Source organism: Streptomyces sp. NPDC054770 (assembly GCF_053611985.1).
The window spans coordinates 105,593-126,984 of the sequence record NZ_JBSHBL010000023.1 but is presented as its reverse complement, the minus strand read 5'-3'; the positions used below and the strand labels follow the sequence as shown (position 1 = coordinate 126,984).

Below are 21,392 nucleotides of genomic sequence, written 5' to 3'. Positions count from 1 at the left end.
GTGCGCACCCCTGGGGTGCGCACCCAGCGGCCGCCACGCCGTCCCGCTGTCCGGGCCGGGCGGGCAGGACCGCCGGCATTCTTGATGCTTCAGTCCACAACTATTAGCTTGGCTCCCATGGCACGCCCCCGGGAATTCGACACCGACCAGGCGATCGACCGCGCGATGACCCTGTTCTGGAACCGCGGATACTCGGCCACCTCCCTCCAGGACCTCATCGCCGGGCTCGGTATCGGCAGCGGCAGCCTGTACGCGGCCTTCGGCTCGAAGGAGAACCTCTACGCCCGGGCCCTGGAGCGCTACTGCTCCCGCAACGCCGGAGCACTGGTCGCGGCACTGGAGTCGGCCACGGACGTGCGATCGGCGCTGCGCACGGCGCTCCTGGCCCTGGCGGAGGCGGACCTGGCCAACCCGGAACCGGGCTGTTTCCTGGTCAATGCCGCCACCGAACGCTCGGCCGATTCTCCGACCGTGGACCGCGTGAGCGGAACGCTGCGCCTGGTGGAGGGCACCATCGCCGGCGCGCTGGAGCGGGCGCGGGCGCGCGGGGAGCTGTCCGCCGACAAGGACCCCGCGGAGCTGGCCCGGTTCCTCACCACCTTCATCCAGGGGATGCGCGTCATGGGCCAGGCCCGTGCCGACCGGGCGTTCCTGGAGAGCGCCCTGTCGAGCGCCCTGACCGTGCTGGACTGAACACCGGGGTCGCGGCGGTGCGACCCGGTCACACCGGCGTACCGGTCACGTGCACCGGCTTGGCGTGACGTCCTTGCGGCAGGCCGTGCAGGGCGAAGTCGGCCCGGGCCGTCATCCCGGTCTGCATCAGCGCCTGGTGCACCATCGGGTGCAGGCCGGGCGCCGAGACCACGATGCTGAGGTGCCCCTCGGGAAGACCGGTCGCTGCGTACTCACCGGTCGCGTCGGTCACGCTGCGCACGAGCTGGCGTCCCCGCGCGTCGATGACGGTCACCGCGGCACCGCGGACCGGGCGGCCGTCACGGTCCTGGACCCGGCCGGTGAGCACCGGCACCTGTTCCCCGAAGTGGTGCGCGTGCACCGGGACCGCGGTCGGCCTGGGCGTCTCCAGCGACGGGTCCTCGACCGGGGGTTCCCCGACGAGCTCGCTCCCGCCGTCGCCGTCGTCCGCCCCTTCGGCCTGCACGGCCTGCGCCGCCCCGGTCCTGCGCCTGTGCAGCCAGAGGTCGAGCCCCAGCAGGGCGACCCCGCCCGCGAACCAGGCGCACAGCACCAGCACCGGCTTGAGCACTCCGGCGCCGTCGAAGTAGAGGACGCCCCGCAACGCGTCGAGGCCGTTGGCCAGCGGCATCGCCTCACGGACGTACTGGAAGAACATCGGCAGCATCGGCGCGGGCACGGCGCCGCCGCTGGTCGGGATGCTCATCACGATGAACAGCCCCATGGCCACGGCCGGGAAGAACTGCCGGACGAACGGGGCGAGCCCCGAGGCGGCCGTCGCCACCGCCGTGGTGAGCAGGAAGGACACCGCCATGGCCAGGGGCTTGTCGGGCAGGTAGCCCAGCCACACGCCGACGTAGAAGCCGATGGCGCTGTACCCGGCGGCCACCCCGGCGATGGTGAGGAGCTTCCGGCGCCGGCTGAAGGTCACCGCACGCAGCAGCGTGGTCGCCAGCACGTAGGCCGGGATGCTCCAGGCCAGCGAGAAGTACAGCAGGGTGGTGCCCAGCTCGTCCTTCTGTTCGGTGGGCGCCACATCGGTGACGGTCAGGTGCCGGTGGCTCTTGGCGGCGACCTGGGTGAACACCCGGGTCAGGGTCTGTTCGAGGGAGGCGCCGTTGGCCTTCGCCACGTACAGCACCGCATGTCCCCCGTCCTGGCGGAAGCCCGCCATCGTGTCCCGGTCGAGCACCGACTGCCGTGCCGCCCGGCCGTCGGCGACCGCGGTGACGTCGAACCCGCCGGGCAGCCTGCCGCTCAGCGCGCCGTCGACCCGCCGGGCCACCGCCGGGCCGGCCACCGCGACCTTCACATGGTGCGGCTGCGGTGCGTGCAGAGCGGGCGCGAAGAAGAACAGCATGCCCAGGAACAGGGACACCGGGAACCAGAGGGCTTCGGCCAGGGTCATGGCCACGGACTGGCCCTTGGATCGTTCTGTCCGTTCCGCCACGGGAACTCCAATTCGCCGGGGACGACCGGAGCGGGTCCCGTCCGGCGTATGACTCAGAGCAGTCATCGTAATAGATTCTTGCAGTACTGCATTTTTGCAGTACTGTAGCAATTGTTCCGCCGACGACGATGGCTCACGGGAGTGCGACGAGCACATGGAGAGCGACCGCCCCGACGGGCTTCGCGAACGCAAGAAGCGAGCGACGCACCGGGCGTTGCAGAGCGCCGCGGTGGCGCTCTTCCGACGCCACGGCCCGGAAGCCGTCACAGTGGAGAGCATCTGCGCCGACGCCGGAGTCTCTCCCCGCACCTTCTTCAACTACTTCGCCACCAAGGACGAAGCCGCCTTCATGCTGGAGGAGGGGACACCGGCGCTGATCGAGCAGCGGATCACCGCCCGGCCTCCGGAGGAGACCCCGCCCGAGGCGATCAGGGCCGTGTTCGTGGCACGGCTGAGCGAGCTCGCCACCGGCAGGATCTGGCTGGACCGGATGCTGCTGCTGCGCGAACGTCCGGAGCTGCTGCCGCGGATCGTGCTGACCAATCGCACCGTGGAGGACGCGGTGACGCGGGCGGTGGCGGCCCGCACGGGCCTGCCGGAGCACCACCTCTATGTACGGACGACCGCGGCCGTGGTCTTCGCGGCACTCCAGGCCGCCATCAGCTGCTGGCAGCCGGACTCGGGCCCGGAGGTGGTCACCCTGGTCTCCGAGGCCGTGGACCTGGTGAGCCGGGGGCTGCCCGTCCCGCCACCGGCCGGCTGAAGCACCGCCGCCGGCCGGCCGGCGGCGCTTTGCAGTCATGTGACTCAAGCGCGGATGCCGCGCGGCCGAGGAGCATGGAGCAGCGCAGTAAGGAGTGACGCCATGACCCGCAGGCGAGTACTCATCACCGGCGCCTCCAAAGGCATCGGCCGCGCCCTGGCCGACCAGCTGGCGGAAGCGGGGCACACCCCCGTGGGGATCGCCCGCACCGCGCCGCCGTCCTTTCCCGGCGAGTTCTGCGAAGCCGATCTCGCCGACCGCGCGGCCACCGATCAGGTACTGGGCACAGTGCTGGCCGCGGGACCCGTCGACGCCGTGGTCAACAACGTGGGATCGGTACGCCCCGCACCCGTCGGAGAGGTCGCTCTGACGGACCTCGACGCGGTCTTCGACATGAACGTGCGGACGGCCCTCCAGATCGTCCAGGCCGTGCTGCCCGGCATGCGCGAGAGATCCTGAGAGGCCATCATGCGTCTGGAATACGACCCCGACACGATGAGCAGCGCGGATTTCTACCGGTTCCTGACGTCGGTCGTCATTCCGCGGCCGATCGCCTGGGTCTCCACGATCACGCCCGACGGACGTACCGAGAACCTGGCCCCGCACTCCTTCTTCAGCATCGCCAGCACCGATCCCCCGATCGTCCAGTTCACCTCGATCGGCCGGAAGGACTCGCTGCGCAACGTCGAGGACACCGGGGAGTTCGTCGTCAACTTCTCGTCCGAACCGCTCCTGCGGCTGATCAACGCGACCGCCACCGACTTCCCGCGTGCGGTCAGCGAGTTCGACTACGCGGGCATCGAGCGCGAGGCCAGCAAGTGCGTGCGCCCGTCCAGAGTCGCCGCCTCCCATGTGGTTCTGGAGTGCCGTTCGCACACCACGCTGCACATGGGCAACTCCACACTGGTCTTCGGGCGGGTGCTGCATGCCGCCGTCGACCAGGAGTACCTCGCCGACGGCCGGCCCAGCAGCGAACTGCTGCGCCCGCTCACCAAACTCGGCGCCGACGAATGGGGCGCCCTGGGCGGGGTGGTGCATCTGAACCGCATCCCCTACGAGGAGCCCGGCGCCGCCTGACCGCAGTGCCCGGGCACCGCTCCTGAATCGCCGCGCACTCCCTCAGGGCTTCCGCCCGCGTTCGGCGGCGCGGACGATGTTGCGGGCCATGCCGCCGAAGACGAGCGCGTGAAAGGGCGACACGCTCCACCAGTAGAGCTGGCCGAGCAGTCCGTGCGGATGGAACAGGGCCCGCTGCCGGTAGCGCGAGCCGCCGGCCCCCTCGTCGTCGACGTACATCTCCAGCCAGGCCAGGCCGGGCAGCCGCATCTCGGCGCGCAGCCGCAGCAGCCGCCCGCGTTCGATCTCCTCCACCCGCCAGAAGTCCAGCGAATCACCGACCCGCAGCCGCCGCGCGTCCCGTCGTCCTCGGCGCAGGCCCACCCCGCCGACGAGGCGGTCGAGCCAGCCGCGCACCGCCCAGGCCAGCGGGAAGGAGTACCAGCCGTTCTCGCCGCCGATGCCCTCGACCACGTCCCACAGCGCGTCGGGAGCCACCTCGGCGTGGCGTTCGCGTACGTCGGTGTAGAGGCTGCCGCCGGCCCAGTCCGGGTCGGTGGGCAGCGGGTCGCTGGGAGCACCCGGCACGGAGGCGGAGGACCAGCGGGTGACGACCTGGGCGTCCCGCACGCGCTGCAGCGCGAGGGAGACGGCACGGTCGAAACCCACCGGGTGGCCCGGCGGGCCGGCCACGTACCGCCCGATGTCCCGTTCCCGGCACACCACCTCGTACCGCAGCGACTCCGTCAGCGGGCGGGCGATGGCGGCCGGTACGGGGGTCACCAGGCCGACCCACTGGCTGGACAGGCCGGGGGTGAGCACCGGCACGGGCACGATGAGCCGCCGGGGCAGCCCGGCGACGGCGGCGTACCGGTGCATCATCTCCAGATAGGTGAGCACCTCGGGGCCGCCGATGTCGAAGGCGCGGCTGACGTCGGGCGGCAGGTCCGCGCACCCCACCAGGACGCGCAGCACGTCCCGTACGGCGATCGGCTGGATGCGGGTGTGCACCCAGCGCGGCGTGACCATCACCGGCAGCCGTTCGGTCAGGTAGCGCAGCATCTCGAAGCTGGCCGAGCCGGAGCCGATGATGACGGCGGCCCGCAGCACGGCCGTCGGCACGCCCGAGCCGAGGAGGATGCGCCCCACTTCGGCGCGGGAGCGCAGGTGCGGCGACAGTTCGCGCTCGGGTACGTCGGCCGGGGTCAGCCCGCCCAGGTAGATCAGGCGGCCGACGCCGGCCCGGCGGGCCTGCTCGCCGAAGACATGGGCCGCCTGCCGGTCGGTGCGCTCGAAGTCGCGGCCGGCGCCGAGCGCGTGCACCAGGTAGTAGGCGACGTCGGCGCCCGCCATCGCCGCCGCCACCGAGCCCGCGTCGGTGACATCGCCCGGTACGACCTCCACCCGCCCGGCCCACGGCTGGTCCCGCAGCTTCCGGGGCGTGCGCACCAGGCAGCGCACCCAGTACCCGGCGTCCAGCAGCTCCGGCACCAGCCGCCCGCCGATGTAGCCGCTGGCACCGGTCACCAGACAGGTCCGCGGACCCGTGCCGGCGGTTCCGTTCGCGTTCGCCGTCGTCCCGGCCGTCTCGTCCGCCACGCGAACCGCCTCAGTCGTCGTCCGTGCGCCCTCGCGCCCCGCGCCCCGATACCTCTACGGTGCCGCCCGTGCGCCCGGGCCCGCCGGGCGACCGCGGCATCCGGGTGACGCGGACCTCCCGCGGGCCGCGGCCGTCCAGCCCGGCGGGGCCCGGGACCCGGCGTCGCATGAGCGTCACGTGTGAGGGATCCGTCTGCCGAGGACGTCGCCGTCGGCCTGTCGCCCTTGCTGTCCGCGGACCCGGGGAACAGGATCTACGAAACCTCCCGAGACGGCGGGCGTCGCCGTTCCTCCGACGGCCCACCAGCACGGCACGAAAGGCGCAGCATGATGATGAGCGGTGACACCGCCGCACTCGACGACCCGGTCGGCGAGTCACTGCGCGGTCACCACGCCGCCCTCGCCCGCCGGCTCGGCCGGGCCGCCACCTGCCTTCCGGGAGTCGCGACCTTCTCGGCGGTCTCCGCGGATCCCGATGCGACGGACTGGGCCGACCTCGCGCAGCTGCTCGGCGGCGGCGAGTTCGCCGACATGTTCAGCTGCCCGGCGATCCCGCCGTCGGACTGGGCGCCGGTGTTCGTCCTCGAAGGCCGGCAGCTGATCTGGCCCGCCGGCGTCCGCCCGGCTCAGGCACCGGCCGCAGCCGGCACGGAGCTGGTCGAACTCGGTGCGGCCGACGTGCCCGCCATCCTCGAACTCGTCGAGCGGACCCAGCCGGGGCCGTTCTGGCCGCGCACCCACGAACTCGGCGCCTACCTCGGCATCCGCAGCGACGGCAGGCTGGTGGCCATGGCGGGCGAGCGGCTCCGGCCCCCGGGATGGACCGAGATCAGCGCCGTCTGCACCGCCCCCGAAGCACGCGGGCAGGGCCATGCCGTCCGCCTCCTGAGCACGCTCGTCGCACGCATCCTGGCGCGGCAGGAGCGCCCCTTCCTCCATGTGGCCGAGGGGAACACCGGCGCGATCGGACTCTACGAACGGCTCGGCTTCGAAACCCGGAAGCACGTGACCTTCCGCGGTTTCCGCACGCCCTGACAGCACGGGCACGGGCACGGCACGGCACGGCACGGCACGGCACGGCACGGCACGGCACGGCACGGCACCGATGAGAATCGACCGCGGTCAGAGGCTCTCCAGGGACTGTTCCGCCCAGATCGTCTTCCCGTTCTGACCGTAGCGGCAGCCCCATCGTGTGGTGAGCTGGGCCACCAGGAACAGGCCGCGTCCGCCTTCGTCGGTCGTGCGAGCGCGTCTCAGGCGGGGCTGGGTACTGCTGGAGTCCGTGACCTCGTAGACCAGGACGTCGTGCCGGATGAGGCGCAGGCCCACCGGTGGCTGTCCGTAACGGATGGCGTTGGTGACCAGTTCGCTGACGACGAGCTCTGCCGTGACCGCCATGTCCTCGAGCCCCCACGCTCCCAACTGCCGCCTGGTGGCCTCCCGTGCGTCGGAGACAGCCGCGGCGTCCGACGGGAACGTCCAACTCGCGATGTCCTCCCTCGGGATGGCGCGGGTCCGAGCCAGCAACAGGGCCGCGTCGTCCCGGCGTTCCGGGTCGCCGAGTTCCGCGAGGAGCCCCTGGCCGGTGTCGTCGAGGGCGCGATCGGGACGGCAGGACGCCGCGAGTGCGTCGGTGAGCCTCCGTACGCCGCGGTCCACGTCTTCGCCGTTCCGCTCGATCAGGCCGTCGGTGTAGAGGGCGAGCACGCTGCCCGGCTCAAGGTCGAACGTCGCGGTCTCGTAGGGCATGCCGCCCACGGCGAGAGGCGGCCCCACGGAGATCGCCACGGGCTCGGCACGCCGGTCGGGGCGGACGACGATCGGCGGGGGGTGTCCCGCGCCAGCGAGAGTGCAGCGGCGCGTGACGGGATCGTAGATCGCGTACAGACAGCTGGCGCCGACGGCGTCGTCGTGGCCGGGCGGCGCCTCTGCAGCCAGGCGCTGGACCAGGTCGGCGACGTGAGCGAGCAGTTCTTCGGGTTCCGGTTCCAGGTCGGCGAGCGACTGGACCGCCGTGCGCAGGCGTCCCATGGTGGCGGTCGCGTGCATACCGTGACCGACCACGTCTCCGGCGACGAGCGCCAGCCGGAGGGAGGGCAGGGGAATGGCGTCGAACCAGTCGCCTCCGATCTCGGCCCCGCCGCCGGCCGGCAGATAGACGCCGGCCGTCTCGGCGGCCGGTGTGTCCGTCGTGGCCGGAGGGAGCAGCCGCTCCTGCAGTGCCAGGGCCGCGCGGTGCTCCCGCGTGTAGCGGCGGGCGTTGTCGATGGCGAGGGCGCCTCTGGAGGCGATCTCCGACACGAGATCCACGTCCTGTGCGGTGAACGGGGCGGGGCGGTCGACGCGCCACACCGTCACGTCCCCGAGCAGCAGCCCGCGGGCGTGCAGGGGCGCGATCATCACCGTACGGAAGTCCTTCGGAAGAATGAACTCCGCCAGCTCGGGATCGCCGAGTGCGGCCGTGAACTCGTCGCGTTCGAGGGTGATCGTCTCCCCGCACTGGACCCTGCGGAGTTTGGGGTGGTCGGGGAGCCGAGGAAGTACGTCGCCGGGTTTGACGCCCAGATCGAAGGCGCCGGCCGGAGCTCTGGCGGCGTCCCGCAGGTGGAGATCGCCTCCGCCCAGCCATTTGGCGGGCTCTTCGCCGTCGAAGACCGCCTCCGCCAGATCGACGCTTGCCATGTCCCCGACGGTGGGTGCGAGCAGTTCCGCGATGTCCTGCGCCGTGCGAGTGATGTCCAGGGAGCGTCCGATACGTGCGCCCGCCTGCCGAAGGACGTCGAGATGCCGGCGGGCGCGCCGTTGCTCCGTGTCGTCCCTGAAAACCACGAGGACCCCGGTCGGGTGTCCGGCTCCGTCCTCCAGCCGGAAGGCCGACAGGGACAGCTCCGGTCGATGTGCCGGCTCCCGGAGCCATGCCGTCGACCGGCTCTCGCGCACGGCCGGTGCACCGGTTCGCAGAACCTCGCGGAGCACGTCCTCGACACCGTCGGCTTCGGAGGCGGGCATCGTGTCGCGCAGGCGCCTGCCGGGAACCGCCTGCGGATCGCCGGGGAGGTCCGGACCGGCATTGGTGCGCACGACAGTCAGATCCGTGTCGCAGAGCACGATCCGGAACCGCTCCTGGGCGAAGAGCGTACGCAGGAGTGAGACGCCCTGTTCGCTGTCCGCCGCCCGCGGTCGCGAGGCCGCGAGGACGAGGAACTCCGGCGAGCCCTCCAGCCGTGTGATCCGGAAGGCGACATCGGCCACGCCCCCTTGGCGGCGCCGCACCCGCACCCGCCCGGCCGCGGGCCACGTGACGACGTCGTCCTTGGCGCGCGGGCTGTCGCGCAGGTCCAGCAGCAACTCCCGCACCGAGTGGCCGCAGACGTCCTTGGCGGCGAAGCCGGTGAGCCGCACTGCTTCGTCGGTCCAGGACACGATGGTGCCGCGGTCGTCGACCACGGCCCCGGCCACCGCGTCGCAGGCGAATGCCCGACTGTCGAAAGGAGCGGTTGATGCGCTCATGGCATCCCTCACGAGATAGGCCCCGTTTCACACCATAATGCGCACCCTTGGTTCCGGACCGGGTGGGAGAATTCGACTTGATCGAACGACTTGCTCAAGGGACTGAGTCAGTATGATGCCGCCATGGCTCACGTGTCCGCGGCGGAGCGCCGCCCCCAGCTGATCAAAGCGGCGATCGAGCTGATGACCCGCGAGGGCATCGCCGCCGGAAGCACCCGCGCCATTGCCGCCGAGCTCGGCGTGGCACAGGCTACGGTGCACTACACCTTCGGCACCAAGGAGGACCTCTACCGGTCCGTCATGGAACAGATCACCCATGACCTGGTCGCACAGGTCGAGGAGTGGGCACCCACGGACGCCGGTTTCGAGGAGTCCCTGGCCGTGCTCGCCGCCTCCCTGTGGCGCACCGTGCGCGAGCAGCCGGCCAGCCACCAGTTGCTCAACGAGTTGAGCATGCTGGCGCTACGGACCCCGAGCCTGCACGAGGCCGCGAAGAGCCACTACAGCGAGGTGATCGCCGTCACTGCGAAGCTGATCGGCATGGCGGCCGAGCGTACCGGCCGCGAACTCGCCCAGCCGGCGGAAACCATCGCCAGGTTCTTCCTCGCCGGTTTCGACGGACTCATCGTGCAGCGCCTCACCCTGCCCGACGACAAAGCCGAACAGACCTGTCTGCAGGCCCTGGTCTCGGCCCTCGTCGCCCTGTCCGGCGGCCGGCTCGACCTCGTGCCGGTACCCGCGACCTGACCGGCTCCGTGCGGCTCAGGCCACCGGCGAAGGCGCGGGTTCGGGTTCAGGTTCGGGTTCGTCCGGGATGGAGTCACTGGCCACCGTCATCCTCAGCAGAGGCATCGAGGCGGCGAAGGTGCCGAACGCCAGAACGAGGCTCAACGCACCGGCCCCGGCGCCGTCGAGGACCGCACCCACGGCCAGCGGTCCGATGCCGGTGCCCAGCGCGCCCGCTCCACTGAGCGAGGCCACCAGCCGGCCGGTCGGGTCGATGAGCGCGGCGGCGGCGAGGGTCTGCACCAGGACCGCCAGCTGGCAGGCCTGCCAGAGGACGGCCGCGACCATGAACAGCACCGGGTCGTGCGTGAAGATCAGGACCGCCATCGCCAGGGCCTGGGCGCCGACGAAGGCGGCCATCGACCGCCGCCGCCCGAAGCGCCGTGCGGCGGTCGGGCCGACGATCGCGCCGACCAGCGCCACGACGCTGGACACCGCGAGCACGGCCGACACGACGGAGTGCGACATGCCCGTGTGCTGCCGTCCCAGCACCGAGGCGTACGACCACGCGCCCTGGGTGACCGCCCACAGGAGCGCGGTCCCGGCCAGCAGGTTCACCGAGGGGCGGGCCGCCGGCCGGTCCGGGGTTCGGACGGACGGGGTCCCCGGTGCGGCCGGACCGTCCGGCAGCCGTCGTACCAGCGGCCAGGCCACGAGGCAGCAGGCGGCCATGAGCAGGAACCCGGTGCCCTCGCCCATCCCGTGGTTGGCCTGGGGCACCGCCATGATCAGCAGGGCCGTCACGCCGACCACGCCGGAGATGGTGATCGCGGACGCCTTGTCGGCGTCGTCGGTGGCGGCGAGGGCGGCCGTGGCCGCCGCGTAGACCGCGCCGAGCCCCGCGCCGAGGACCAGGTTGGCCAGGATCAGCGTCGGCACGTCGGTCGCCGCCGTCGCCCCGAGAAAGCCGGCCGCCGCGACCCCGAGACCGAGCCGGGTCATCCGCACGCGTCCGGGCCGCGCGGCACGCCTGGCCAGCAGCAGGGTCACGATCGCGGTCGCGGTCAGCTGGGTCGCCGCCACGAGGCCCGCCGTGGAGTCCGACAGCGCGAACCGCGAGGCGAAGTCGTCGACGAAGACGGGCATCACGTTCGCTCCGCCGTTGCCCAGCGTCACTCCGGCGACGAGCGCCACCGCGACGGCGAAGGTGAGCGCGGCCGGGCCCCGGCGGGGGGCCGAGCGTGCAACAGACATGTGGTCCTCACGAGTTGGGGAGGGAGGAGGTCTTGGAGGGGAGGTCTTGGAGCAGGCCGGAGCACGGGCATACGGGGATGCGGGCGGGCGCGGATGTCCGTGGCCCGTCGGGCGGCGGACGCGGCGGTCAGCCCGCCCAGACGTCCTCGACGTAGTGGCCGGACTCGGTCAGGGCGCTCAGCCAGGCACTCGCCTCCTCGTCCCCGGCGCCGGTGTGCTCGCGGTAGACCGCCATGAACGCCTCCCGCACCGCGGGGGCCATGCGCCGGCCGTCGCCGCAGACGTGGACCCGCCCGCCGGCTTCCAGCACCGCCCAGACCTCGGCGCTCTCCCGCGCGATGCGGTCCTGCACGAAACGGGCGCCGTCCTCGGGGGCGCAGGAGTAGACGGGCCGCATGCTGACGGCGCCCGCCGCCTCGGCCGCCTCGAACTCGTCGCGGTGCAGGTAGTCCACGTCGGGGTGGTCGCAGCCGAAGTAGCACAGCAGCGTGCCGGTGGAGTGGGTGTGGTGCCGGTCGAGGACCGCGCCCCGGAAGGGAGCCAGGCCCGTGCCCGCGCTGACCAGGATCACCGGCACGGACGGGTCGCTCGGCAGCCGGAAGTCCTCGTTGCAGGGCAGCACCCTGGCCTGGACCGTCTCGCCGGCCTTCACCGTCTGCAGGTAGTGCGAGGCGATGCCCCGGAAGGTGCCCTCACCGGCGCGGTGGGGTGCGGCGAGCAGCGACACCATCAGGTCGGCCGAGCCGGGTGACGCCTTCGCGGACGAGGAGATCGAGTAGTGGCGCGGGCGCAGCACCGGCAGCAGCTCGAGGAAGCGCTCGAACGGCAGCTCGCAGGCGCGGTAGCGCTCCAGCAGGTCCAGGACGCTGCGTCCGGTGCCGGTCACCTCGTCGTGGAAGACGTCCGGGTCCGCCGCGGCGAGCGCGGTCAGGGGCCGTCGTTCCGGCGGGCAGGCCGTGTGCGCGGCGAGCACGGCGACCTGGTCGCGGGTGGCGGGGTCCTGCAGTTCCACGAAGTCGGTCAGCAGGCGGCGCAGGGTCAGCGGGCGGTCGACGGGCAGCACGCCCCGGCTGCGGCGGCGGGCCCGCAGCCGGACGGTGCGGTCCAGGTCGAGGCCGAAGCGGTCGGCGACCCTGCGGACGACAGTCTCCGGGTTGCCCGGGAGTACGGCGAGGTGGTCGCCGGTGCGGTAGGTGACGCCGTCGGGCAGCCGCAGTCGCAGGAAGCGCTTGGAGCGGCCGAGTTCGTGGTTCATGTCGACCAGTTCGCGGGCCGCCAGGACCTCCATCGGCCGGACGCCGTGCCGGGCCGCGAGTCCGCCGGTGACCGAGTCGTCCGCGTCCTCCAGCTCGTACAGTCCGTCTTCCGCCTCGCCTTCCGCCTCGCCTTCCGCCTCGCCTTCCGGCTCCGCCGCCCGCTGCGCCTCACCGGCGGTGCCGTACCGCTCCAGCAGCGCGGCCCACAGGTCGGCGGTCCACCGGTCCACGGTGCCGGCGAAGTCGCCGGAGGCGTCCGCGGCGCCGCGTTCCAGGACCGGCGTGGCACCGGCGGCGGTCAGACGGTCGTCGATGAGGGTGGGGATGCGCTGGTAGGTGGCGGCCCAGTTGCGGTCGCCGACGCCGAGTACGGCGTACTGCACGCCGTCGAGCGAGCCGGGTTCGAGTCCCTCCAGCCAGCTGACGAACTCCGCCGCGTCGTCGGTGGGCCTGCCGTTGTAGGAAGCGGCCACGACGACGACCGGTCCGTCGGCGGCGGAGAGCCGGTCCACGGCGTCGTCGAGCGGGGCGACGGTCGCGGTGAAACCGTGCTCGCGGCCGTCCGTCGCCAGGTCACGGGCGATGCCCGCGCAGGTGCCGAGGTTGGAGCCGTGCAGCAGGGTCAGCGCGGTGCCGGTGGCACGCCGGGCCGTGGACCGTTCCCGGGTGTCGGGGGCGCCGCTCCCGGCGGCGGCGGGCAGGCGCCGCTCAGCGCCGGTGCGCCGGGCGAGTTCGAGGGTGAACCCGTCGGGCTTGATGGTGAGCGACTGCTTGATCTTGAGGTGGTAGTCGGAGTGGTCGACCAGGCGGTAGCGGTGGACCAGCAGGCCGAGCAGCAGGGTGGCTTCGTGCAGGGCGAACTGGCGGCCGATGCAGGCGCGTTCGCCGTTGCCGAACGGCTTGAACAAATGGATCGGGCGCGCCGCCTCCTGCTCGGGCGCGAACCGCTCGGGGTCGAAGAGCTCGACGTTCTCGCCCCAGGCGGGGTCGCGGTGCAGGGCCGGGGTGAGGATCATCAGCGTCTCGCCCTCGCGTACCCGGTACCTGCCACCGATGACGGTGTCCTCGATCGGCTCCACGGCGAAGGCGGGCGCCGTCGGCCACAGCCGCAGGCTCTCGGTGAGCACCTGGCGGAGGTAGGTGAGCTTGCCGATGTCGCCGTACTCCGGCTCGGGGGCGTCGGTGTCGCCCCACAGGGCGTCCACCTCGGCCTGCGCCCGGGCCAGCACCTCCGGGTGCTTGGTCAGGTAGTACAGGGCGAACGACAGGGCCCCGCTGGTGGTCTCGTGGCCGGCGATGAGGAACGTGATCACCTGGTGGCGGATGTTCACGTCGTCCAGCGGCTCGCCCGTCTCCAGGTCACGGGTGTGCAGCATGCGGCCCAGCAGGTCGTCCGTGCTCGTGTCGCCGGAGGCCCTGCGCTGCCGGATCACCTCGTCGACCAGGTCCGTCATCAGCCGGGCGTCCTTGCGGAACCGGTCGGCCTGCTTCCTGCGGAACAGTTCCGTGCCGGGGATCGACTCGCCCTTGGCCTGGGTGAAGGCCAGCGCGCGGGACATCGCCTCGACGAAGGGGTGCGGATCGGTGCGGCGGAACGACTCGAAGTCGTAGCCGAATCCGCACAGCCCGATCGTGTCGAAGGTCAGCCGGGTCATGTCCTCGGGAACGTCCACGGAGTGCTGCCCGGCGGCCCGGTCCCACTTGGCGAGGAGCGAGCGGGCGACCCGGAGCATGGTCGCGTGGTAACCGCGCATCGCCCCCAGCGAGAAGGCCGGCATGAGGATGTCGTGCGCCCGGTGCCAGTTCGCCTCGTCGTTGAAAGCCGTGAACAGGCCGTCCCCGGCGATCTGGCGGATCTCGACCAGGTCCGGGTGCACGTTCTTGCGGAACCGGGTCACGTCCGACAGTTCGGCCACCAGGTCCAGGCCGCCGACGAGGACGGTCTCGGTTCCGAAGACCCGGACCCGGAACACCGGACCCAGCTCCTTCATCTCGTTCATCAGGTGGATGAGTCCGTCGGCACCCTTCGGGATGCCGAGCGCGTGACCGAACAGCGGCAGCGCCGGGCGCTCGGGGATCACCTGCAGGGTGTCGATCGTGTCGGCGAACGCGTGAGTCATGGGCGTGCCCTTTCGTTCCGCATCGGCAGTCGCATGACGATCAACGTACAAGCAACTTTGTCACTCGACAATGTCGTTCGATTGTGTTGATTGACACGGTCATTCGACAGAACCGAGGCCGCGGGCAGAGCGTCCGCGACCGGAACACCTGCCGGCCGACCGCCCCAGAGGGCTCTTCCACGGCGGGCGCGGTGGTGGACACGGCGGCAGCTGCCGCGCCCTGGGCGGCGAACAGGGTGGCCGCCACCCGACGGGCTCCCGCGAGCGGGCCACCTCTCACGGACCGAGGCGGAGCCGCCCCTTCGACGGATGCGGTCATGGGGAGACCTTCCGCCCGTCACGGACCGTGGACGAGAGGACCCTGGCGGCCAGGAGCAGGTGGCCCGGGCGGCCGGACAGCCAGGCACGAACGACCCCCGGCGGCCCGGACAGCCAGGCACGAACGACCCCGACTGCCCGGCACAGCCGGCCTCCGCGACCCGGATCGCCGGGTACGGGTGACCCGGGCGCCCCGGAGCGGGCGGCCCAGGCGGTGCCTCAGGGGGCCGGGTCACCACCGGCCGGGCGGCGCGGGCCGACCCGGACCGCGCCGGACCGGTCAACGTGCTGGCCGCTGCGGCCCCCTTTGCGGCCGCACCGGCCAGTCCGCCTGCACCGGCGCGCCGCCCAAGTTCCTCCCACGCCGAACGTGGCGACGAGAGGAGGTGGACTCGTGAAGGAGTCCGAATTCGACACCTGTGTCATCGGTGCGGGTCCCGCAGGTCTGGCAGTGGCACGGGCACTCGCCGAGCGGCGGCTTCCCCGCACGCACATCGAGCGTCACACGGGTCCGGGCGGCCTGTGGGACCGCGAGGGCCTCCTCTCCGGAGACGACGGAGGCAACGCCCCGTCAGGGGTACGGCAAACCACGTAGCACTGCTGCTGTCCGGAGGCGTGCACGAGGGCGATGACGGTGACGTCGGTGCCCTGGCCGGCCACGGTGATCACGTCGTAGGCACAGTCGCCGGAGGCGCTGCCGACCGGTGCGAGACGTGGCCGGTGCTCCGCACCCGGTCACGCCGACTGTGGCTGAGGTCACCGAACTTTTCCTGCGCACCGCACCACTCAGTCAGTGGACAGCGGCGCACGCACGGGCGCCGGAGAACAGTGGCCTTGCGCGGGAGCGAAGTGAAGATCTCAGAAGACCCGGAGCGAACGGTCCGGCGCGCGCCGTTAACCCGGATTCCCCGGTTGCTCGTCGCGCTGGCGGTGACGACCGTCACCGCGGCCGGCTGCGGCGTGGTACAGCCCGGAGCCGATCCCCCCAACCGGTCCGCATCCGCAACACCCACGGCCAGCGCCTCACATGCCGCTCCCTCCTGCGTCGGTCATGCCCTGGCAGGCATGACCGGGTCGCAGCGGGTAGGCCAACTGTTCATGGGCGCGGTCTCGGCGGGGCCGGGCACCACCGTTGCCACCGAGCGAGCGCAGGTGGCGGTGCTGAAGCGTCACGACGTCGGTTCGGTCATTCTCATGGGTCCCGTCCGGTCCGGGCTGAGCAGCGTGCGGACGGTGGTGAGCGAAACGGAGCAGCTCGACCTGCCGGTGGACGACGCCCGGGTCGGTGCCCTGGTCGCCACGGACCAGGAGGGCGGGCAGGTCCAGCAGTTGAGCGGGGCGGGGTTCACCGAGATCCCGAGTGCCCAGGTGCAGGGCGGGTGGACCGCGTCCCAGCTGCAGCAGCAGGCGGCCGGCTGGGCAGCGGAACTGCGCAAGGCGGGCGTGCGCCTTGATCTCGCCCCGATCGGGGATGTGGTGCCCGTGTCGATCGGACGGGCGAACGGCCCGATAGGCCGGTACGACCGGCAGTTCGGATCCGATCCGGAGACGGTGGGCCGTCAGGACGACGCCTTCGTCCGGGGATTCCGCCAGGCGCACGTCCTGACCACGCTCAAGCACTTTCCTGGGCTTGGCCGGGTCCGGGACAACACCGACACCACGGCCGGTGTCACGGACACGACTCTGACCCGCGATGCGCTGGACCTGAACTCCTTCCGCACCGGAATCGCCGCCGGCGCACGGTTCGTCATGGTGTCGCTCGCGACCTACACCCGCATCGATCCGGCGCACCAGGCCGCGTTCTCACCCACCGTGATCGACGGAATGCTCCGCAAGGACCTGGGATTCGACGGCGTCGTCGTCTCCGACGACCTCGGCAACGCGGCCGCCGTCCAGGCCGTTCCGCCGGGACAGCGGGCGCTGGCGTTCCTGCGAGCAGGCGGGGACCTCGTCGTGACGGTGAACACCGACGACATACCGGCCATGACCTCCGCCGTCCTCGACGCGATGCGGTCCGACCCCGCGCTGCGGACCCGTGTCGACGCGAGTGTGCGGCGGGTCCTCGCGGCGAAGCAGGCGGCCGGCCTGATGACCTGCCCCGCCTGAGGCCGGCCTCGCACTGCCGCCACACACGCATGCCACGCCGCGGGTGACGACGTCCCGCCACGACCGGCGACCCCGCACACCGCACAAACCGAGGCAAGGAGCCCCTGCGACATGCGCATCACTTCCATCGGCCACGCCGGCCTGCTGCTGGAGACGGCCGCCGGACGGATCGTCTGCGACCCCTGGTTCACCCCGGCCTACTTCGGTTCCTGGGTCCCGTTCCCCGACAACACGGGCATCGATCCCGGCCTGCTCACCCACGCCGACTACCTCTACGTCTCCCATCTGCACCGCGACCACTTCGACCCCGACTGGCTGAAGCGGTACATGTCGAAGGACGTGACGGTACTGCTGCCGGACTATCCCGTCCCGCATCTGCGGGATGCCCTCGCCGACCTCGGGTTCCACCGGTTCGTACAGACCTGCAACGACAAGGTCACTGAACTCGACGGCGGACTGAGGGTCCTCATCAGCGCGCTGGTCTCCCCGACCGACGGGCCGATCGGAGACTCGGCGCTGGTGGTCGACGACGGCCGGGTGCGGGTGTTCAACCAGAACGACGCCCGCCCGGTCGCGTCGGGTCCCATCGAGGAGTTCGGGCCGCTGCACGCGCACTTCCTGCAGTTCTCCGGCGCCATCTGGTACCCGATGGTCTACGACTTCCCGGAGCCGATGAAACGAACCCTCGGGCGGCGCAAGCGCCTCAACGGCATGGCGCGGGCGCTCAGTTACATCGAGCAGTACCAGGCGTCGCACGTGCTGCCGTTCGCCGGTCCACCCTGCTTCCTGGACGAGGACCTGTTCCACCTCAACGACGTCGACCAGGACGACACCAACGTGTTCCCCGACCAGTTCGCCTTCCTGGACTTCCTGCGCGAGCACGGGAGGGACAACGCGCACCTGTTCCTCACCGGCACCACGGTCGACCTGACCCCGGACCACGAGTGCGCGGTGAAACAGATACCGGACGAGGAGATCGAACGCATCCGGGACCGGCGCCCCTACCTGCTGGCGTACCAGCAGAAGGCCCGGCCGGTCATCGACCGTATCCTCGGTGAGCTGCCGCAGGACCGCTCGGACCTGCTCGGCCGGCTCAAGGAGTGGGTCGAACCGGCGATGCGGACCGCCGACCACACCTGCGCCGGAGTCAACGGCCGCATCCTGCTCGAGGTCGGTGCCGTGGACGGTGGAGACGACGAGGCGATCGTCTTCGACTTCCTGAGCCGCGAGATCACCGCACACGACGGCCGGCCGTTCCGCTACCGGTTCCGCGCGGCACGTCCCCTGATCGAGCGGCTGGTACGAGACCGAGCCGAGGACTGGGTGAACGAGCTGTTCCTGTCCTGCCGCTTCGAGGCGTCCCGCTCGGGGCCGTACAACGAATTCGTCTATACCTTTTTCAAGTCGCTGTCACAGTCCCGGATGGCGTATGTGGAGGGCTACTACGCGGAGTCGTCGGGGGTGGCGGAGTACGCGCTCGCCGACGGGCAGGTGGTCCAGCGCCACTGCCCGCATCTCAAAGCCGACCTGGTACGTTTCGGTACCGTCGCCGACGGCGTACTGACGTGCCAACTGCACGGGTGGGAATTCGAGTTGGCGACGGGGCGCTGCCTGACCAGCGACGACCGCAAGCTCGTCGTCCGGCCCCAGGAGCCTCTCGGCACCCCGCTCGGCGAGGCGGACGCGACCTGTCCGCGCATCGCCGGACCATCCCCGGCAGACACCGGGAACGGCACGGCCCCCTGATCCGGGTCGCCTTCTGGGCCGCTCCGGGTCGGCGACCTCGTCCTCGACCCCGAGCAGCGGTGCGCCTGGCGCCCCGGACCCGCACGGCTGGGCCCTGCAGACAGCCGCTTTCACGGCGTCGCCCCGGGCCGGCACACCGGACATGCGCGGTCACGGGCGGTCTTCGGCGGTTCGGGGACGACAACGCCGTACGAGTCGCCGTCCCTTCTCCCCCTGCTGCTCGACGAGATCGGCTGCGGACCGTCCATGATGATCGGTCGGCGCAGAATCAGTACGGGAACTCCGGGGCGCTCGGTTACTCCCCTCGGGCGTGGCGAATGGGACCCTGCACCCCGGTGACCGGTGCGAACGCGGCCGCGGCGACCCGAAAGCGGGGGTCCAGGGCCGCCCACAGTTCCGCCAGCAGCGCATCCGCGTCCTGAGCAGAGGTGTTCAGGTCGAGATGGCGCCGAGCGGTCGACACCGAGTCCCCGTCCGACTGATAGGTACTGAGCATGACCGCCTGCCCCGGAGCGAGTTCGCCGAGCGCGACGACGATGGTGTCCGGGCTCTCCCGGTCGCCCTCGGGCCGGCGTGCCGCACCGAGCCAGGACCGTCCGCCGGCACGATCCACGACAGCAGTGATCCGAGACGTGTGGATCGGCGGATCCGGCTCATAGCTGAGATCCTCCAGGGCGCTGCCCGGTGCGAGTCCCTTCGCCAGCCGGCCGGCGACCTCCGCCACCTGCTCTCCGTTGCCGTACACGGTCCAACGCTCGTCCGTGGTCGCGGCGATGTAGTGCCGGAGGGCGTCGTGGCCCGTGGCACCGACGGGTACGACGGTCAGTTCGCCGGACGGCGTGGATTCGATCCGGCGCGCCTGGGAGGCTTCGCTCCGCCCGGTGAGCGCGTATCCGGCGGTCAGTTCACCGTTCGGCGTGCGTGCCAGCAGGATCAGCCGACCAGGGTAGGGATTGTCCCGCAGGGCTTGTGGGATCGAGGTCATGCGCCGGCGCCTTTCTGATATCAGCTCGGTACGAGGTCACCCAAGCGGAAGACCGAGGTGAGTGTCACACCGTCCCGCGCCAGCGCCTCGGCGGCGCCCTGGCAACGGTCGAGGACGACGAACACGCCGACGACCTCGTGTCCGGCCTCGCGCACGGCGTCGACGCACCGCAGGCCGGCGGCTCCGGTACCCGCCACGTCATCGACCACGGCGACGCATGAGGCGCCCGGAGCGGGGCTGGTCAGCAGTCCGGGTACGCCTTACTCCTTGCGCACTCTGCGGATGCCGCGGGACTCGAGCACCCGGTCGTGGCGAACGCTGGCCAGGGCGACCGCGGTGGCCAGCTGGGCTCCGGCTGCCACCTCTCCGACGACCAGGTCGGCACCGGTCCGCGCGACAGCGAGGTAGAGCTCGTCCGCGAGCGCGGCGAGCAGGCGCGGTTCCCCCAGCACACGATGGCCGTCGAAGTAGTCGGCCGGCAGCGTGCCGTCCCCGCGTCTGCCCGGGCAGAAGGGCCGACGCGCCAGCAGGGTTTCCGCCAGGTTCCCGGTCACAGTGCCAGGCTCCGCTCCACCGTGGAGCCGAGCAGCAGTTCGTCGACGCGGCCGAGCACCTCGGCGAGCGTCTCCTCGATTCCGAGCGCGTCGGTGTCCAGCCCGACCAGTTGTCCGTCGGTCACAAGGCGTTGGAAGCCGTGGTAGACACCTTTCGTGGCCCGGATGCCCGCCCAGTGCGACCTCTGTGCTGGTGAGCGAGCCGGACGAGACTGGCGGGGAGAGCCAAGGCGGAAAACAGGTGCTACTCCTGGCCGGCGACCGCCTCTTCTGTTGCCAAAGACACAACACCACCTACCGGCCCGAGCCCGGCGACGACGTGGAATCGCTGGAGGCGACCGGACCCCTGACGGAGCTGGGCCGCATCGCCGCCAACTGGTTCGAGGAGATCGTACGTCGCCCCGTCATCGGCCCTGTAGGCCACGGAGCATGGTCCTTCGTCGCGCCTCGCACCACCCTTCCCCCTCGGCACCGCTGGATCCGCGGCAGTCCCGACGCCAAGTAGGCCGGCCCGACAGCGCCAGTCGTGGCCGATTGAGAGAGGCCGCGGGCGACGCCCCGATGGACACCGCCCGCAAGGTGCGGAGCAGAGCACTTTCTACTTTCCTGATCACCAGGCGGTCAGGCCCCGTCATGTACGCGCGAGACCAACTGCCCTGCGCCGTGTCGGGATCCGCGGTCAATCCCACCAGAACAGCCAGTGGTCAGCAGGAACTTGGAGCTTCCCCACCCTGGCGATATCACCGATGATCTGGTCAAGGTCGTAGCAGAAGCTCCAGTGCTCGATCGCCGTCTCCGCCACGGTCAGTGGATCGGCGGGGGGACGCGTCACTGTCAGGCCCAGTTCTGCGGACCCGAGGTAGAACACCTCTGCGCCAAAGCGATGGTGCCAGGACTCCAGAACGGATACATGGTCCGCCAGAGTAAGGGACGGGTGCGTGGATGATCCCAACCAGTTCGGAGTATCGGGCGCGTCCAGAAGCACAGGGAGTTCCCAGGAGTTTTCCGCCGGGATCAGGCACAACCATTCCGGCTTGCCCATGAATCCCTCCGTGAAGCGAATATTTTCACTCCGCGGATCAGCCGGGGACGGAACGTCTGCGATCTTGGCAGCCAATTCAGACAGGTCGATGTCCCCAAATGCAGCCCTGTAACCGCTGGATCCCCCTTCCCCTTTCCAAACTGCGCCGACCAGCTCGGCGATCACTCTTTCGGGTACACCTTCACCCCCGCCCGGAACGCCATGACCTACTGCC

At 71.3% G+C, this 21,392-nt stretch carries 19 protein-coding genes and 1 pseudogene; 10 read left to right on the top strand and 10 right to left on the bottom strand.

The genetic code is table 11. The annotated features are described in order from the left end of the window. Window positions 1–117: 117 nt before the first annotated feature. The gene (locus ACWGKQ_RS21655) at window positions 118–693 is read left to right on the top strand and encodes a TetR/AcrR family transcriptional regulator (RefSeq protein WP_453293558.1); all 576 of its coding nucleotides are present in this window, start codon (window positions 118–120) and stop codon (window positions 691–693) included. Between the two features lie 28 nt (window positions 694–721). On the opposite strand, the gene ACWGKQ_RS21650 is transcribed toward ACWGKQ_RS21655, so the two are convergent. After that, on the bottom strand, window positions 722–2,143 hold the full coding sequence (locus tag ACWGKQ_RS21650) for a carboxypeptidase regulatory-like domain-containing protein (protein ID WP_453293557.1): 1,422 nt from the start codon (window positions 2,141–2,143) through the stop codon (window positions 722–724). A 154-nt stretch (window positions 2,144–2,297) separates the two neighbouring features. On the opposite strand from ACWGKQ_RS21650, the gene ACWGKQ_RS21645 reads away from it, so the two are divergent. From ACWGKQ_RS21645 to ACWGKQ_RS21635, 3 genes are all read left to right on the top strand, one after another. Then, a complete protein-coding gene (locus ACWGKQ_RS21645; RefSeq protein ID WP_453293556.1) occupies window positions 2,298–2,906 on the top strand; it encodes a TetR/AcrR family transcriptional regulator in 609 nt (202 codons plus the stop codon). 102 nt (window positions 2,907–3,008) lie between these two features. Then, window positions 3,009–3,365, top strand: a complete 357-nt coding sequence (locus tag ACWGKQ_RS21640) for an SDR family NAD(P)-dependent oxidoreductase (RefSeq protein WP_453293555.1) — start codon at window positions 3,009–3,011, stop codon at window positions 3,363–3,365. A gap of 9 nt (window positions 3,366–3,374) precedes the next feature. Next, window positions 3,375–3,983, top strand: a complete 609-nt coding sequence (locus ACWGKQ_RS21635) for a flavin reductase family protein (protein WP_453293554.1) — start codon at window positions 3,375–3,377, stop codon at window positions 3,981–3,983. Between the two features lie 42 nt (window positions 3,984–4,025). Here the strand turns inward: ACWGKQ_RS21635 and ACWGKQ_RS21630 are convergent, their stop codons facing one another. After that, window positions 4,026–5,489, bottom strand: coding sequence for an SDR family oxidoreductase (locus ACWGKQ_RS21630; RefSeq protein WP_453293562.1), 1,464 nt, complete (start codon window positions 5,487–5,489; stop codon window positions 4,026–4,028). A gap of 402 nt (window positions 5,490–5,891) precedes the next feature. On the opposite strand from ACWGKQ_RS21630, the gene ACWGKQ_RS21625 reads away from it, so the two are divergent. Beyond that, window positions 5,892–6,596: a GNAT family N-acetyltransferase gene (locus tag ACWGKQ_RS21625; protein ID WP_453293561.1), complete on the top strand. Its 705-nt coding sequence runs from the start codon at window positions 5,892–5,894 to the stop codon at window positions 6,594–6,596. Window positions 6,597–6,683: 87 nt separating this feature from the next. On the opposite strand, the gene ACWGKQ_RS21620 is transcribed toward ACWGKQ_RS21625, so the two are convergent. Further along, window positions 6,684–9,071 (bottom strand): SpoIIE family protein phosphatase, encoded by a 2,388-nt coding sequence (locus ACWGKQ_RS21620; RefSeq protein WP_453293553.1) that lies wholly within the window; start codon window positions 9,069–9,071, stop codon window positions 6,684–6,686. 123 nt (window positions 9,072–9,194) lie between these two features. Here ACWGKQ_RS21620 and ACWGKQ_RS21615 point away from each other — a divergent pair, with 123 nt between their 5' ends. Continuing rightward, complete coding sequence (locus tag ACWGKQ_RS21615) at window positions 9,195–9,818, top strand: TetR/AcrR family transcriptional regulator (protein WP_453293552.1); 624 nt, start codon at window positions 9,195–9,197, stop codon at window positions 9,816–9,818. A 15-nt stretch (window positions 9,819–9,833) separates the two neighbouring features. Here the strand turns inward: ACWGKQ_RS21615 and ACWGKQ_RS21610 are convergent, their stop codons facing one another. Together ACWGKQ_RS21610 and ACWGKQ_RS21605 are read right to left on the bottom strand one after the other, a co-directional pair. Next, the gene (locus ACWGKQ_RS21610) at window positions 9,834–11,051 is read right to left on the bottom strand and encodes an MFS transporter (protein ID WP_453293551.1); all 1,218 of its coding nucleotides are present in this window, start codon (window positions 11,049–11,051) and stop codon (window positions 9,834–9,836) included. 127 nt (window positions 11,052–11,178) lie between these two features. Next, the gene (locus ACWGKQ_RS21605; protein WP_453293550.1) at window positions 11,179–14,427 is read right to left on the bottom strand and encodes a bifunctional cytochrome P450/NADPH--P450 reductase; all 3,249 of its coding nucleotides are present in this window, start codon (window positions 14,425–14,427) and stop codon (window positions 11,179–11,181) included. A gap of 712 nt (window positions 14,428–15,139) precedes the next feature. On the opposite strand from ACWGKQ_RS21605, the pseudogene ACWGKQ_RS21600 reads away from it, so the two are divergent. The 3 genes and pseudogenes from ACWGKQ_RS21600 to ACWGKQ_RS21590 form a co-directional block, all read left to right on the top strand. Beyond that, window positions 15,140–15,274: pseudogene (locus ACWGKQ_RS21600) on the top strand (NAD(P)-binding protein); the annotation flags it as partial. Window positions 15,275–15,810: 536 nt separating this feature from the next. Then, window positions 15,811–16,851, top strand: a complete 1,041-nt coding sequence (locus tag ACWGKQ_RS21595) for a glycoside hydrolase family 3 N-terminal domain-containing protein (protein WP_453293549.1) — start codon at window positions 15,811–15,813, stop codon at window positions 16,849–16,851. A gap of 111 nt (window positions 16,852–16,962) precedes the next feature. Then, window positions 16,963–18,597: a Rieske 2Fe-2S domain-containing protein gene (locus tag ACWGKQ_RS21590; RefSeq protein WP_453293548.1), complete on the top strand. Its 1,635-nt coding sequence runs from the start codon at window positions 16,963–16,965 to the stop codon at window positions 18,595–18,597. 295 nt (window positions 18,598–18,892) lie between these two features. Here the strand turns inward: ACWGKQ_RS21590 and ACWGKQ_RS21585 are convergent, their stop codons facing one another. Genes ACWGKQ_RS21585 through ACWGKQ_RS21570 form a run of 4 tightly spaced genes read right to left on the bottom strand, consistent with a single transcriptional unit; the run spans window position 18,893 to window position 20,261 of the window. Then, window positions 18,893–19,582, bottom strand: coding sequence for an IMP cyclohydrolase (locus ACWGKQ_RS21585; RefSeq protein ID WP_453293547.1), 690 nt, complete (start codon window positions 19,580–19,582; stop codon window positions 18,893–18,895). 20 nt (window positions 19,583–19,602) lie between these two features. Next, window positions 19,603–19,791 (bottom strand): hypothetical protein, encoded by a 189-nt coding sequence (locus ACWGKQ_RS21580; RefSeq protein ID WP_453293546.1) that lies wholly within the window; start codon window positions 19,789–19,791, stop codon window positions 19,603–19,605. A 51-nt stretch (window positions 19,792–19,842) separates the two neighbouring features. Then, window positions 19,843–20,136 carry a hypothetical protein gene (locus ACWGKQ_RS21575; protein WP_453293545.1) on the bottom strand — a complete coding sequence of 98 codons (294 nt, stop codon included), beginning with the start codon at window positions 20,134–20,136 and terminating at the stop codon, window positions 19,843–19,845. Then, on the bottom strand, window positions 20,133–20,261 hold the full coding sequence (locus ACWGKQ_RS21570; protein WP_453293544.1) for a hypothetical protein: 129 nt from the start codon (window positions 20,259–20,261) through the stop codon (window positions 20,133–20,135). Before ACWGKQ_RS21570 ends, ACWGKQ_RS21575 begins: the two co-directional genes overlap by 4 nt. 116 nt (window positions 20,262–20,377) lie before the next feature. Between ACWGKQ_RS21570 and ACWGKQ_RS21565 the strand changes: the two genes are divergently transcribed. Then, window positions 20,378–20,641 (top strand): hypothetical protein, encoded by a 264-nt coding sequence (locus tag ACWGKQ_RS21565; protein ID WP_453293543.1) that lies wholly within the window; start codon window positions 20,378–20,380, stop codon window positions 20,639–20,641. 174 nt (window positions 20,642–20,815) lie between these two features. On the opposite strand, the gene ACWGKQ_RS21560 is transcribed toward ACWGKQ_RS21565, so the two are convergent. Then, window positions 20,816–21,343: a DUF4253 domain-containing protein gene (locus tag ACWGKQ_RS21560; RefSeq protein ID WP_453293542.1), complete on the bottom strand. Its 528-nt coding sequence runs from the start codon at window positions 21,341–21,343 to the stop codon at window positions 20,816–20,818. Between the last annotated feature and the right edge of the window lie 49 nt (window positions 21,344–21,392).

Excerpts from the sequence above, each read along its gene's own strand:
- ACWGKQ_RS21585 (WP_453293547.1), bottom strand. The coding sequence starts at position 19,582 with ATGACCTCGATCCCACAAGCCCTGCGGGACAATCCCTACCCTGGTCGG.
- ACWGKQ_RS21590 (WP_453293548.1), top strand. The coding sequence starts at position 16,963 with ATGCGCATCACTTCCATCGGCCACGCCGGCCTGCTGCTGGAGACGGCC.
- ACWGKQ_RS21625 (WP_453293561.1), top strand. The coding sequence starts at position 5,892 with ATGATGAGCGGTGACACCGCCGCACTCGACGACCCGGTCGGCGAGTCA.
- ACWGKQ_RS21640 (WP_453293555.1), top strand. The coding sequence starts at position 3,009 with ATGACCCGCAGGCGAGTACTCATCACCGGCGCCTCCAAAGGCATCGGC.
- ACWGKQ_RS21605 (WP_453293550.1), bottom strand. The coding sequence starts at position 14,427 with ATGACTCACGCGTTCGCCGACACGATCGACACCCTGCAGGTGATCCCC.
- ACWGKQ_RS21655 (WP_453293558.1), top strand. The coding sequence starts at position 118 with ATGGCACGCCCCCGGGAATTCGACACCGACCAGGCGATCGACCGCGCG.
- ACWGKQ_RS21610 (WP_453293551.1), bottom strand. The coding sequence starts at position 11,051 with ATGTCTGTTGCACGCTCGGCCCCCCGCCGGGGCCCGGCCGCGCTCACC.
- ACWGKQ_RS21620 (WP_453293553.1), bottom strand. The coding sequence starts at position 9,071 with ATGAGCGCATCAACCGCTCCTTTCGACAGTCGGGCATTCGCCTGCGAC.
- ACWGKQ_RS21595 (WP_453293549.1), top strand. The coding sequence starts at position 15,811 with ATGACCGGGTCGCAGCGGGTAGGCCAACTGTTCATGGGCGCGGTCTCG.
- ACWGKQ_RS21615 (WP_453293552.1), top strand. The coding sequence starts at position 9,195 with ATGGCTCACGTGTCCGCGGCGGAGCGCCGCCCCCAGCTGATCAAAGCG.
- ACWGKQ_RS21635 (WP_453293554.1), top strand. The coding sequence starts at position 3,375 with ATGCGTCTGGAATACGACCCCGACACGATGAGCAGCGCGGATTTCTAC.
- ACWGKQ_RS21645 (WP_453293556.1), top strand. The coding sequence starts at position 2,298 with ATGGAGAGCGACCGCCCCGACGGGCTTCGCGAACGCAAGAAGCGAGCG.